Source organism: Microlunatus sp. GCM10028923 (genome assembly GCF_042666975.1).
In the GTDB taxonomy this organism is placed as follows: domain Bacteria; phylum Actinomycetota; class Actinomycetes; order Propionibacteriales; family Propionibacteriaceae; genus Microlunatus.
In genome coordinates this window covers 752,155-765,084 of the sequence record NZ_JBHTFF010000001.1, presented here as the reverse complement: position 1 = coordinate 765,084, position 12,930 = coordinate 752,155, and the positions used below count along the sequence as shown (strand labels likewise).

Annotated in this window: 10 protein-coding genes; 3 read left to right on the top strand and 7 right to left on the bottom strand. The window is 67.9% G+C overall.

The features are described 5' to 3' along the window. Window positions 1–20: 20 nt before the first annotated feature. The 3 genes from ACFQU4_RS03435 (at window position 21) to ACFQU4_RS03425 (ending at window position 4,596) form a co-directional block, all read left to right on the top strand. Complete coding sequence (locus ACFQU4_RS03435; protein WP_377486965.1) at window positions 21–2,789, top strand: AAA family ATPase; 2,769 nt, start codon at window positions 21–23, stop codon at window positions 2,787–2,789. Between the two features lie 95 nt (window positions 2,790–2,884). Further along, window positions 2,885–3,709 (top strand): alpha/beta fold hydrolase, encoded by an 825-nt coding sequence (locus tag ACFQU4_RS03430; protein WP_377486962.1) that lies wholly within the window; start codon window positions 2,885–2,887, stop codon window positions 3,707–3,709. Between the two features lie 62 nt (window positions 3,710–3,771). Beyond that, window positions 3,772–4,596 carry an alpha/beta hydrolase gene (locus ACFQU4_RS03425; RefSeq protein ID WP_377486959.1) on the top strand — a complete coding sequence of 275 codons (825 nt, stop codon included), beginning with the start codon at window positions 3,772–3,774 and terminating at the stop codon, window positions 4,594–4,596. Window positions 4,597–5,571: 975 nt separating this feature from the next. On the opposite strand, the gene groL is transcribed toward ACFQU4_RS03425, so the two are convergent. Genes groL through ACFQU4_RS03390 form a run of 7 tightly spaced genes read right to left on the bottom strand, consistent with a single transcriptional unit; the run spans window position 5,572 to window position 12,821 of the window. Next, window positions 5,572–7,263 carry a chaperonin GroEL gene (gene groL / locus ACFQU4_RS03420; protein WP_377486956.1) on the bottom strand — a complete coding sequence of 564 codons (1,692 nt, stop codon included), beginning with the start codon at window positions 7,261–7,263 and terminating at the stop codon, window positions 5,572–5,574. Window positions 7,264–7,300: 37 nt separating this feature from the next. Continuing rightward, a complete protein-coding gene (locus ACFQU4_RS03415; protein ID WP_377486953.1) occupies window positions 7,301–8,326 on the bottom strand; it encodes an NAD(P)-dependent alcohol dehydrogenase in 1,026 nt (341 codons plus the stop codon). Beyond that, a complete protein-coding gene (locus ACFQU4_RS03410) occupies window positions 8,323–9,045 on the bottom strand; it encodes an iron-sulfur cluster assembly protein (protein WP_377486950.1) in 723 nt (240 codons plus the stop codon). The genes ACFQU4_RS03415 and ACFQU4_RS03410 overlap by 4 nt, the downstream gene beginning before the upstream one ends. A 32-nt stretch (window positions 9,046–9,077) precedes the next feature. Beyond that, window positions 9,078–10,133, bottom strand: a complete 1,056-nt coding sequence (locus tag ACFQU4_RS03405; RefSeq protein ID WP_377486947.1) for an amidohydrolase family protein — start codon at window positions 10,131–10,133, stop codon at window positions 9,078–9,080. A gap of 14 nt (window positions 10,134–10,147) precedes the next feature. Then, entirely contained in the window at window positions 10,148–10,522 is a 375-nt protein-coding gene (gene mimD / locus ACFQU4_RS03400) for a propane 2-monooxygenase effector subunit MimD (protein ID WP_377486944.1), read from the bottom strand. Next, a complete protein-coding gene (locus ACFQU4_RS03395) occupies window positions 10,519–11,751 on the bottom strand; it encodes a hypothetical protein (protein WP_377486941.1) in 1,233 nt (410 codons plus the stop codon). The genes mimD and ACFQU4_RS03395 overlap by 4 nt, the downstream gene beginning before the upstream one ends. Beyond that, window positions 11,748–12,821, bottom strand: a complete 1,074-nt coding sequence (locus tag ACFQU4_RS03390; RefSeq protein ID WP_377486938.1) for an NADH:ubiquinone reductase (Na(+)-transporting) subunit F — start codon at window positions 12,819–12,821, stop codon at window positions 11,748–11,750. Before ACFQU4_RS03390 ends, ACFQU4_RS03395 begins: the two co-directional genes overlap by 4 nt. Window positions 12,822–12,930 lie beyond the last annotated feature (109 nt).

The window sequence follows — 12,930 nt, the reverse complement described above, 5'->3', positions numbered from 1 at the left end:
TCGGACTTACCGTGGAGCACATGGGAAATGCTGGCGCGCTCCTGGGCCGTGACGAAGAGCAGCGCCAGCTGGCCGAGCTCTTGGCCGCGGCGCGCAACGGACGCGGCGGCTCCCTGCTGATCCTGGGAGAGCCGGGAATCGGCAAGACCTCTCTCCTGGCCGAAGGAGCGTGGCAGGCGGGCTTCGCCGTGATTCGGCTGGACGGGTACGAGTCGGAGTCGGCGATGCCGTTCGCCGCAGTGCAGCGACTGGTCACCGTGCTAGAGGTACACCACTCGGTACTTCCGGAGCGGCAGCGGCAGGCAGTCCAGGTCGCGTCCGGAGCGGCCGACGGGCCCGCACCGGACCGGTTCCTGGTCGGCCTGGGGTTGCTCGGCCTGCTGACGGCGGCGGGTGCCGATCAGCCGGTGGCGTGCCTGATCGACGACGCGCACCTGATCGACTCCGAGAGTTTGGACGCCCTCGCGTTCGTGGCACGGCGCATCGCGGTCGAGCACGTCGCGGTCGTGTTCGCCGCCCGGGACGAGGAGGGCTTCGCGGACCGGATCGGTGGCGTGGCACAGCTCGCCCTGGCCGGCCTTGATCACGACGCGGCAGTGCGGCTGCTGAACCGTTCGGCGGCGCGGCCGGTTGCGCCGTCGGCGGCCGCGGCGATCGCGCGAGCGACTGGTGGCAACCCGCTGGCGCTGATCGACCTGGCGGGTGACGTGCTCGTGCACGAGCTGCCCGACCTGGGACTGGATGGCGATCCGGTACCGGTCGGTCGGCACCTCGAGGCGCACTACGTCCGCCGGGTACGGCAGACCGACGCCGAGGTCCAGCCGTGGGTGCTGCTGGCAGCCGCGGACTCGACAGGAAACGTCGACCTTCTGGCGGCTGCGGCGAAGGACCTCGGTCTCAGGCCCGACGGCGACGATCGGGCAGAGGTCGACGGCCTGGTGGAGCTGGAACCGGTCGTGCGGTTCCGGCACCCGCTGGTGCGGTCCGCGGTCTACAACGCCGCTCCGGGTGCCGAACGCCGCCGGGTGCACGGCGCGCTCGCGCGCGCCGCGGACAAGCTCGGCCTGGCGCAGACCGAGGCCTGGCACGCGGCCCGTGCCGTCCTGGGAACCGATCCCGAAGTGGCCGACCGGCTGGCCAACTCCGCGGACCTGGCGGCTCGGCGTGGCGGCCTGGCTTCGCAGGCGACGATCCTGACCCGTGCAGCCGAGCTCAGTCCTCCTGGAGCCGTACGCGATGCGCGTCAGATCAGTGCGGCCGAGGCCGCTCTGGCGGCCGGGGCGATCCACATCGCCCAACGGCTCGTCGATCAGATCGACGTGACCGTCGTCGACGCTGTCACGCGTGGTCGCACCGTCTCCCTGCGCAGCGCACTCAGCCTGTTCGCGGGCGACACCGATGGTGTGCGGGGAGCCACCGCGGCGCACCTGCAGGCGGCCGACGCGTTCCACGAGCTGGACCCCGCACGGGAGCAACAGGCCCTGCTCCGCGCGTTCCACAGCTTTTGCACGGCAGAACGCATGATCCTGGGCACGACCCACGGTGCGCTCGGGCGGCGGCTCCTCGCAGGCGCAGAGGCAGCCGATGGACCCGAGTCGGTGATGCTCCGAGGTCTCGGCACGCTGATCCTCGAACCGTACGAGGCGGCGGTCGCGCCGGCCCGTGCGGCGCTGGACGCGATCCTGGCGCTGCCGGACCACGAGCTGATGCAGCTGGGCTCGGTGACGGCAGCCCTGGCAACGTTCCTCTGGGACAACGACGGCCGCGCGGCGGCGCTGGACCGAGCCGCCGCGGCCGCGCGCGATGCCGGGGCGCTGCAGGTCCTGGACACGCTGCTCTGGGTCATGGCGCTCTCGGAGCTGTGGGGCGGCAGCCTGCGTCGTGCCGTCATGTTCGACGAGCTGGTGCGCGAGGTGCGGCGGGCGATGGGCTACGACGCGGAGAACGTCCTGAACGCCGCCGTCCTGGCATGGACCGGGTCACCTACCGCGGTGGTGATCGCGATCGCGGACGGCGCGGACGCGACCGGGTTCGGCGGCGTCAGCTCGTCCGCGCGAGCAGCGGTCGCGGTCCGCGATCTCGCTGAGTCGAAGTACCAGGAGGCGTACGAACGGCTCACCCCGCTCGTCGTCGACCAGTTCTTGCACACCACCCCCACCTACTACCCCGACTTCGTCGAGGCCGCTGCTCGCAGCGGGCACCACGGCGACGCCGTACGAGTCGCGACGCTGCTCGCGCAACTGGCCGATGCGAACGGTTCGCCCTGGTGCCACGGGCTCGCCCAGCGTGCGCTGGCGCTCGTCGGCGCGGAGGACGCCGCGGGGGCGGCCGATCCCGAGCCGCACTACCAAGCCTCGATCGATGCCCTGAGCGGGACCGCGGCCGTGATGGACCTGGCCAGGTCCCACCTTGTCTACGGCGAATGGCTCCGCCGAATTCGACGCCGTCGCGAGGCCGGCGAGCAGCTCCGGCTCGCCCTCAGACACTTCCGGCACAGCGGCACTGCCCTGTTCGTCGCACGCGCGACCACCGAGCTGGCGCCGCTGAGCGGCTCCGGCGGAGTCGACACCACGCCACGGCAGTTCGACCTGACCACACAGGAACACACCATTGCGCAACTCGCCGCAGCCGCACGCACCAACCATGAGATCGCCGCGAACCTGTTCATCAGCCCCAACACGGTCGACTATCACCTGCGCAAGGTCTTCCAGAAGCTGGGAGTGTCGTCCCGGCGTCAACTGGCCGACCGCCTCAAACCGCCGGCCGACGAAGGCACGACGACCTGGTAGGAAACGACGGACTACGAGGTTCACGTGGTCCGGTGTGGTGGTCCCAGCGGCAAGGTCGAAGTGCCAGAACTCGACCGAGACTGAGGCGGCCCACCATGCCTTACATCAGCACCGACGACGGTGCCCAGATCTTCTACAAGGACTGGGGCACCGACGGAACGCCCGTGCTACTCAGCCACGGCTGGCCGCTGAACTCCGACGCCTGGGAGGCCGCCGCACTGTTTCTCGCCGAGCACGGCCATCGCGCGATCGCCCATGACCGGCGCGGGCACGGCCGATCAAGTCAGACCTGGGGCGGTAACGAAATGGACACCTACGCCGACGATCTCGCCTGCCTGATCGACGCGCTCGACCTGCGCGACCTGACGCTGATCGGTCACTCCACCGGCGGCGGAGAGATCACCCGTTACCTCGGCCGCCACGGCACCGCCCGCGTGGCCAAGCTCATTCTGGTCTCGGCCGTCCCACCGATGATGCTGCAGACCGACGACAACCCCGAAGGGCTGCCGGTCAGGGTGTTCGACGCCATCCGCGCCAGCGAGAAAGCCGACCGGTCCCAGCTGTATCGCGACCTGGCCGACGGCCCGTTCTTCGGCCACAACCGGCGGCAGGACGTCGACCAAGGGTTCCGCGACGCGTTCTGGCTGCAGAGCCTCGCCTCCGGGCACCGCGGTGCCTACGAGTGCATCGCCGCGTTCTCCGCCACCGACTTCCGGCCCGACCTCGCCAAGGTCGATGTCCCGACCTTGATCATCCACGGCGACGACGACCAGATCGTGCCTTTCCACGTCGGCGGGAAGCGGGCCGCCGCCCTGATCGACGACGCAACCCTCACCGTCTACGAAGGCAGTGGCCACGCACTACCCGATACCGACCGCGACCGCCTCCACGCCGACCTGCTGGCGTTCATCGACACCTGACCGGCGTCGGACCGTTCACCCAGCGGAACCTAGAGAACACCCTTCACAGGAGGAGCAGCAGCGTGAACGCAGCAAAGCCGGATACCGTCGTCCTGGTCCACGGACTGTGGATGACCCCACGCAGTTGGGAGGGCTGGATCTCCCACTACGCAGCCAAGGGCCTCACCGTCCTGGCCCCGAGCTACCCGGGGTTCGAGATCGAGGTCGAAGCGCTTCGGGACAACCCCGAGATCATCGCCGACCTCACCGTTCCCGACACCGTCGACCACCTCGCCGAGGTCATCGAAGCCCTGGACAGCCCACCGATCATCATGGGCCACTCGTTCGGCGGCACTCTCACCCAACTCCTGCTCGCCCGGGGCCTCGGTGCCGCGGCCGTCGTGGTCGACTCCGCACCGACCGAGGGGGTACGGGTCAACCCACTGTCCCAGGCCAAGTCCCTGTTCCCCGCCCTGCGCAACCCCGCCAACCGGCACCGCGCCGTGGGGTTCACACCCGAGGAGTTCCACTACGCGTTCACCAATACTCTCTCGGCCGAGGAGTCGCGGCAGGTCTGGGAGCGGTACGCCATCCCCGCACCCGGTCACTGGGTGTGGGAGTACGGCCTCTTCGCCAACTTCAAGCCCGGCCCCCAGGAGACCTGGGTGGATTACGCCGCCGACCGGGCCCCGCTGCTGTTCATCGGCGGCAGCGAGGACCACATCATGCCGACCTCGGTGAACAAATCCAACGCCAAGCACTACGACAAGTCGCCCGCGATCACCGAGTACTACGAGTTCGAGGGCCGCGACCACTGGACCTGCGCCGCCCCCGGCTGGGAAGCCGTCGCCGACCACGCCCTCACCTGGGCCCTGGCGCACGCCAAAGCCGCCGACACAGTCGCGTGACCAAACTCCAACCTTCCGCACGGAAGGCCCGCCCGGCTGCGCCTGACGCACGTGGGCGGGCGTACCCCTCGGAACCCGATCGGGAACGCCCGCCACCCTGCCGGCCCAAGGGCAGCGTCGAGGGCGCCCAGTGCCTGCCTCGCGGATTCGAGACCTGCGAATGAAGTCGGCCAGCTCATCCCCCAGTAGTTCCATCGACAGGTCGGCGAAGGCCCGGACTTGGCCGGAGGCTCGGAGATGTCGAACCCGGCCCCACGAGATGGTTCGTGCAGTAGGAGCCGGCGTACTCCCGGGAATATGACCCGTTGGGATCGCCGCCCAGCGGTTCACGACCGCGAAGGATGTCGAGTCGAACAGCACGCGGTACTGGTCGCGGATCTCCGAGACGAGGGCATCGTAGGCCTGCTGCTGCACGGTGAAGGCCGGCGGCGTCGTCGCGAGTCGCAGGCCAGCCGTCGAGGTCGGCGCTTTCCCCAACGGCCGGCCTCGCCGTGTTATGGCTGGAGCCGGCACCCGCCGGCCGTCCAGGGAGATCGTTGGAGCGGCCGCTGTCGCGACAAGTCGACCTGCAAACTTCATGATCGGGACGTGGTTCCTTCGCCGTTGATCTTGTTCGTGGGCCTGGTGGAGCGACCTCGGACACATCTCAACAGCGGAGTGGGCAGTCGCCCGGACCCACTCCCCGACCCCGCGCACTACTCCCACCGATCGGCAACCCCCTTCTCGTAGCAGCATCGATGGACTTCGGATCCAGGTATCCCCGAGCAACAACGGGTCCACGATCACAGAGGAGCGTCGCCGGTGATCGAACCCGTCAGGCTGCGCAAGGTCACGACCTGTGACCGAGACTGCTTTCCACAGCCGGAAATCGCCGCAGCCCCGCCGTCCCCGGGCCGGAACTGGTCGACGACGCCGAACTGGACCGTCGGCGCGCGACCCGACACCCATCCCCGGCTCACTACCGCTGGGCCTGTATCAGCCGACCGAGGGACCCAGGCCGAGGGATTGCGGGGTGCTGGAGTCCGGGGACGGCTGGTGCAGGCCCTCGTCGAGCGCACCGTACTCCGTCATCAACGCCGCGCTGCCGCCCCACGGCGTCTGCTCCTCGGCGATCAAGGTGTTGGTGGTGAGCAGCAGACCGGCCACCGACGCACCGTTCTGCAGCGCAGATCGGGCCACCCGGAGCGGGTCGACGATGCCCATCTCGAGCATATTGCCGTAGTGCCCGTCGAGGGCGTCGAAGCCCTCGTCGACGCCGAGCGCGCCGACCCGTTCGAGCACCTCGACGCCGTTGTAGCCGGCGTTAGTCGCGATCAGATAGGTCGGCTCCGGCAGCGCGCTGCGGACGATCTCGACCCCGATCTTGTAGTCGTCCTTAACATCAAGATCATCGAGCGCCACAGCCGCGTGCAGCAGGGCCACGCCACCGCCGGCGACGATCCCCTCGGCCATCGCCGCCCGGGTCGCCGACAGCGCGTCCTCGACCCGGTGCTGCAACTCCTTCAGCTCGGCGTTGGTCGGCGCCCCGACCCGGATCACCGCGACCCGGCCGGACAGGGCGCCGATCCGCTCGGTCAGCACGTCCTCGTCGACGCCGAACGAGGCCCGCTCGAGCTCGGCCCGCAGCTGGGTCACCCGGAATTCGACCTCCTCGTTGTGACCGGGTGAGGCGATGATCGAGGTCCGGTCGGCGGTGATCCGGACCTGGTCGGCCCGGCCGAGCTGGGCCACAGTCATCGTCTCGAGCATGAAGCCGGAATGCTTGCTGTAGACAGCACCCCCGGTGATCGCACCGATGTCCTCCAGCTTGTGCAGCCGCCGATCGCCGAAGCCGGGCGCCTTGACCGCGACGCACTTGAAGATCCCGTTGACGTGGTTGTGCACCAGCATGCTCAGCGCCGTGCCCTCGAGGCTCTCGGCGATGATCAACAACGGCTTCGGGTCACGCATGATCTTGTCCAGCAGCGGCATCAGCTGCTGCACCTTGGTGATCTTCTCGCTGCACAGCAGGATGTACGGATCGTCCAGCACAGCGTCCAGGGCGGCTGGGTTGGTCACCATGTACGGCGACAGATAGCCGTTGTCGAACTCGAACCCCTCCACGAAGTCGACGCTCATCCCGTGGATCGCGGACTCCTCGACGCTGACGATGCCGCCGTCGCCGACGGTGAACAGCGCCTTGGCGATCGCCTCGCCGACCACGTCGTCGTCGTTGGCCGAGATCGCCGCCACCCGGGCCAGTTCGTACTCGGTGGCGACCGGATGCGCCACCTGGCGCAGGTGCTCGACCAGCCGGCCGACCGCGAGATCGATGCCCCGCTTGACCAGCACCGGGTTGCCACCCGAGCCGATCGCCCGCATCCCCTCCCGGACGATCGCGTGCGCGATCACCGTCGCGGTGGTGGTGCCGTCGCCGACGATGTCGTTGGTCTTGATCGCCGCCTCCTTGACCAGTTGGGCACCCATGTTCTCGAACTGGTCCTTGAGGAAGATCTCCCGGGCGATCGTCACTCCGTCGTTGGTGACCACCGGCGAGCCGGTGATCTTCTCCAGGATCACGTTGCGGCCCTTGGGCCCCAGCGTCGACTTGACCGCCTCGGCGAGCTTGTCGACACCGACCAACATCAGGTCGCGCGCTTCCTCACCGAAGCGCAGTTCCTTCGCCATGACAGTCCTTTCGAGCGATTGGGATTACGGGGCAGAATTACGGAACGAGGATCGCGCGGCCTCTGACCCGGCCGGCATCAAGATCGGCGACCGCGTCGACCGCGGCCTCCAGCGGATAGGTCTTGGTATGCAGCGTGACCTTGCCGGCCTGGGCCAAGATCATCAGTTCGGCCAGCTCGTTGTAGGTGCCGACGATGTTGCCGACGATGTTGCGTTCGGTGGAGATGATGTCCAGCGTCGGGATCTCGACCTGGCCGCCGTAGCCGATCACGTAATAGGAGCCGGCCCGGGCCGTCATCGCGAAGCCGTCGTGCTCCGCCCCCTGCTCGGCGACGAAGTCCAGCACCACATCGGCGCCGGCCCCGCCGGTCAGGTCCAGCACGGTGTCGACCTGGTGACCGTCGGCCACCACCGTCTCGCCCGCGCCGAGTTCGCCGGCCAGTGCCAGCGCTTCCGGGTTGCGATCCACCACGATGATCTTGGCCGCCGACAGGGCGGCCAGGCACTGGATGCCGATGTGGCCGAGGCCGCCGGCGCCGATCACGATCGCCGTGGTCCCCGGATAGAGCAGCGGCAACGCCTTGCGGACCGCGTGATAGGCGGTGATCCCGGCGTCGGCGAGCGCGGCGACGTCCTTCGGCTGCGTCGCCGGGTCGAGCTTGACGCACGCCCGGGCCGAGGTGAGCAGATATTCGGCCATCCCGCCATCACTGTCCAGCCCGGGGAAGGTGCTCTCGACGCAGTGCATGTCCTGGCCGGCCCGGCAGGCCCGGCACAGCCCACAGGTCGGAGTCGGGTGCAGGATCACGGTGTCACCGACCGCGACATTGGTGACCGCTGAGCCGATCTCCTGCACCCAACCCGCGTTCTCGTGACCGATCGTGTACGGCAGCGGCGGATCCATCGCCGCGGCCCACTGGCCCTCGATGATGTGCAGATCGGTCCGGCAGACGCCCGCCCCGCCGATCTTGATCACCACGTCCAGCGGCCCCTTGACCGAGGGGTCGGGCACGTCCTCGATCTCCGGCTGCTGGTGATACCCGTGTAGTCGTACGGCTTTCATGATTCGATCTCCTCCGCCACGCCGTGGCTGTCGTAGCGGTGTCGCAGCATGCCGCGGCAGATGCCGGTGTTGGCCTCGATGCCCACCCGGGTCAGCCGCGCCCGGCCCAGGTGCAGCGGCATCGCGGCCCGGGCGACCGGCTCCCCGGTCTCCGGATCCACCAGCACGGGAGCTGCGTCATCGGTGCGCAGCCCGAGCTCGGCCCGGCGGCGGCACAGCCGGTCCCGCTGCACCGACGGCGGCAGATCACCGAGCGTAAGCACAGTCAGGGCCTCCTGATCAAGGCCGAGCGGCCGGACCACCTGATCGGTGCCGGCCAGCACGGCTTTGATCACGAAGATGCGGCGCAGGTCATCGAGCTCACCCAACGCCTCACCGGCGAACGAGACCGCGAATCCGGCCCGGGCGGCCACGCCGGCGTTGATCACGTCCGCCGCGAAATGATCTTCGAGGATCACCGTGGCGCTGCGGACGCCGGGCAGCGCCGACACCGCGTCGTAGGCGTCGGCCACCATCAGGAAAGCGAAGTTCGGCGCACAGAAGTACGTCGGCAACCGCAACCGGATCTCGACGTCGCCGGCCGCCGACACGCGGCACGAGGAGACGAACCCGAGCGCGGTGATCGGCTCGTCGAGCTCCGGGTCCCGGACCGTGTCCAGCGCGGCCAGGACCCGGGGCCGCTCGGCCACCCGCGTCGTCATGGTCTCGGCGGTCGTCATGATCGTGGTCTCCTCACGGTGGCCCCGGCCCGTCAGGCCCGGGAGGCCAGTGCCGGATCGGGCTCCGGCGCCAGCACGGCATCGGGTTCGGTCTTGACCTCCAGGTCGTCGGGGACCTCGATGTCGTACAGCCGGGCGGCGTTGAGACCGAGGATCTTCTTCTTCCCCTCAATCCCGAGCCGCGGATAGTCTGCGAACTCCGGATCGTCCGGGAAGTCCCAGTCCACGAATCCCTCGATCTGCCACTTCGGCGTCCAGATCGCATAGTCGCTGCCGAAGGTCATCTTGTCCTCGCCGACCCAGAACAACAGCTCGCCCATCACCTTGGCGAAGAAGCGCGGCCGTGCGTGCATCAGGCCGCCGATCACCACCGAGAGGCCGGCGTAGACGTTGGGCTCCTGGGTCGCCATGAAGCAGAAGTCCTCGATCCGCGGCAGCCCGACGTGCTCGACGATGAAGTTGAGCTCTGGGAAGTCGGTCGCGGCATGATCGACATCGGCGACGTCGAACGCGTCCTTGTCCAGCGGCCAGATCGTCGGGCCCTTGTGTACATGGATGTTCTTGATCCCCAACTGCTGCGCCTCGGCCAGGTATCGGTACGCCTCCGGGTCGGACAGCTTGTAGCCGCGTGACCCGTTGTTCCATTCGGCCGTGTAGAGCTTGACGCCGCGGGAGCCGTAGCGCTCCACGTTGTAGCGCAGCTCGGCCAGCCCGGCATCCCCGTCCCGCGGATCGAACCGGGTGTTGTGGACGAACTTGCCGGGATGTTTCTCGCCCAGCCTGGCGTTGCGCTCGGTGGTGTTGAAGCCCTCCGTGTACCACTCTTTCAGGTAGGTCGGCTGGAACACGGCGACGTCGACGTAGCCGTCCTCGAAGACGTCCTTGATCAAGTCGTCCTCGGAGTACTTCTGGAAGTGCTCGATCGGCCAGTGCGTCTCGGCCGGCGCCAGGCTCTGATAGGCGTGGAAGCACTCGATCCAGCCCTTCGCGAACTGCTCGGCACCGAGCACCCAGTTGTCGGGACCCGCGTTCCAAAAGTGCATGTGGCTGTCGACGATGAAGTACTTCTCACCATTCTTCTCGTACACTTCGGTCGTCCTTTCTAGCCGGATGCGGTCAGGTCGAAGCCGATGAACTCGGCGGCGTCCTCGGGATTGGCGAACATGATCGTCCGGTCGTCCTCGTGGATCATCCGGCCGTAGTGGGTGGACATGTTCTCCTCGAACTGGGCCGAGTCGTAGTAGCCGGACTCCTCCCCCAGTGCCTCCGAGATCTCGGCGTAGTCGAAGATCATCGTGCCAACCGCGTCCACTCTGATCATGGACGGCAGTGGCGTGACCGTGACGTTGTCCTTGTGCCGCATCACCTCGGCGACGACGACTCCGACCTGGTTGTTCATCAGGGTGACGCCGCACCGGTTGGACGCGGTGTTGTCGGACTTGTACGGGCTCTCGGTGGGGGTCTTCAACGTGGTCACTGGGACAACTCCTTCGGTTCTGTGAGGCCGAGGCCGGTGACGATGCCACTGAACCGGCTCTTGACCCGGTCGAGCCCGTCCTCGAAGCGCGGCGGTTTGCTGTCCGGCTGCGACCACAGAGGCTGCAGCGTGCGCGCCGAGGCGATCGCCCGCGGCACCCAGGTCGACATCCAGCCCTGGATGATCGGCTTGTTGTAGTCGGCGAACTCACGATCTTGGGTGAGCAGCTCGAACATCGCTTTGGTGTAACGGAGATCGCGCTCGGCGAAGTCGTACTCGGCCGCGCCGATCACGGTCGGGGTGACCCAGTCGCCGTTGCCGGGAGCGGCCTGCTGCACCAGCTGGCTGCGGAACAGTTCACCGACCAGTGGCTCGAAGACCACGTTGGCGGCGAAGATCGCCTCGCACCAGTCGTCGATCGCGGTCAGCTGCTCCGCGGTCTCGCGCAGCTTCTGCCAGGCCGGATCGGAGTTCCAGGTGTCCAGGTGCGCGGTGCCGTCGAAGCCCTCGATCTCCTCGCTCAGCGTCAGGTTGTAGAGCGCCAGGTCCTGGGCCGCGCGGATCCGGTGCATGCTGTTCACCGAGATCGCGTTGTTGTGCATGTTGGTCGGCGCCCGCCGGTTCGCGTTCGCGTACAGGTAGAGACCGAGACCATGATCGACATGCATCCAGGCACCGACGTGCTGCTCGACGAACCGGACCCAGTTCGGATTCCACTGCTCGAAGGCCTTGGACTGCCGCGCCGCCTCGACGTTCTGGGTGACCTGCCGGACCACGTTGGAGTTGTAGCGGTAAAGGGTGAGCTCCCACTCCTCGTTCGGGTCACGGAATTCGTGCCAGCCGTGGGCCGGCCAGGTGAAGTCCTTGGGCAATCCGCCGGTTCCCGGACCGCGCACTGGCTCGGGCTTGTCGACGCCCCAGGCCTTGAGCACGGTCCAGTCCAGCGGATAACCGCCGCGGCCGTCGGCGAAGCCGTACAGCCAGCCCTGGCTGAGGTAATGCCGAGGGTCCGGCTGTACCTCGACCGTGACGTCCTCGTAGTGGGTCTGCTTGCGCTTCTGCGCGTTGTAGTAGTTGTAGCGGCGCGACGTCGAATCCGGGAACACCTTGGCACCGGCCTCGGCGTCGGTGAACTCCGGTTTCGGCACGCTCCGCCCCGGCGCTGGACTCCCTTCGATCGGGATCTCTTGGGTCGAGATTTGCTTCGTCGGATCTTGGGTGGTCGTCATCTGAGCTCCGCCTCCAGCACCTTCGGGTCGCCGGCATCGCCGGTCGTGGTGAATTTGTCGTAGAAGGTCCGCTTCTCCGGCACGCCGAGCCGTTCGAGCAGCGGGATCGCGGCCTCCACCATCGGTGGTGGGCCGCAGACGTAGGCGTCGGCACGGGACAGATCGGCCTCGTGCCGAGAGACGACGTCGGTGATCATGCCGACCTCCCCCGCCCAGTCGTCGTCGGGTGCCGGCTCGGACAGCGCCGGTACGTACTCGAACCGTGGCAGCCTCGCCGCCAGCTTCTCGAGCTCATCGGTGAAACACAGATCGCGTTTGCCCCGCGCCCCGTAGTAGAACCTGGTCGGGCGATCGAGGTCGCGTTCGGCCATCGACCGCAGCAGGGCGAGGATCGGAGCCATCCCCGCGCCACCGCCGAGGAAGATCAGGTCCTTGTCCGGCGCGTCACGCAGAGTGAAGACGCCGAACGGCCCGGTCAGCTCGAGCTGGTCACCGACCGCCAGCCGTTGATCAAGGAACTCCGAGAACACGCCGCCCGGATAGACCTTGATCACGAACTCCAGCCGGCCGCCCTCGCGGCTCGACGTGTTCGCCATCGAGAAGGAACGGACATGCGAGGAGTCCGGCACCGAGATGTCGACGTACTGGCCGGGGAAGAACTTCAGCTCCGTCGGCTCGAGCAGCCGGATCACCAGGTGCCGCAGGTCGTGCGTCACCGGGTCGATGGACACGACCTCGGCCCGGGCCTCCTGGATCGGCAGCCCGGACCTGATCATGTCCTCGTCGTAATTGAGCAGCTCGATCGTCAGATCCTCGAACGGATGCGCCCGACAGAGCAGTGTGTAACCCTCCTCCAGCTCGTAGTCGGGCAGGGCGAAGGTCGAGTAACGATCAAGCTCGATATCGTCGCCGTCCAGCACGAACGACTTGCAGGACGCGCACTGGCCCTCCTTGCAACCGTGCATCAGCATCACGCCCTGCTCGGCCGCGGCGCGCAAGATCGTCTGCGCCTCATCCACCTCGATCTCGATGCCGACGGGCTCGAACCGGACGGTGTGCTTCTCGCCCATCGCACTCACGTCCTCTCCGGTCGTCGGTTCCTCGTGGGGCCGTCGTTCCTCGTGGGGTCAGGTGGCACGGAGCGGGAGGGCGGGCCTCCCGCTCCGCTCGGAGGCCGAC

Excerpts from the sequence above, each read along its gene's own strand:
- ACFQU4_RS03435 (WP_377486965.1), top strand. The coding sequence starts at position 21 with ATGGGAAATGCTGGCGCGCTCCTGGGCCGTGACGAAGAGCAGCGCCAG.
- ACFQU4_RS03430 (WP_377486962.1), top strand. The coding sequence starts at position 2,885 with ATGCCTTACATCAGCACCGACGACGGTGCCCAGATCTTCTACAAGGAC.
- groL (WP_377486956.1), bottom strand. The coding sequence starts at position 7,263 with ATGGCGAAGGAACTGCGCTTCGGTGAGGAAGCGCGCGACCTGATGTTG.
- ACFQU4_RS03415 (WP_377486953.1), bottom strand. The coding sequence starts at position 8,326 with ATGAAAGCCGTACGACTACACGGGTATCACCAGCAGCCGGAGATCGAG.
- ACFQU4_RS03410 (WP_377486950.1), bottom strand. The coding sequence starts at position 9,045 with ATGACGACCGCCGAGACCATGACGACGCGGGTGGCCGAGCGGCCCCGG.
- ACFQU4_RS03395 (WP_377486941.1), bottom strand. The coding sequence starts at position 11,751 with ATGACGACCACCCAAGATCCGACGAAGCAAATCTCGACCCAAGAGATC.
- ACFQU4_RS03390 (WP_377486938.1), bottom strand. The coding sequence starts at position 12,821 with ATGGGCGAGAAGCACACCGTCCGGTTCGAGCCCGTCGGCATCGAGATC.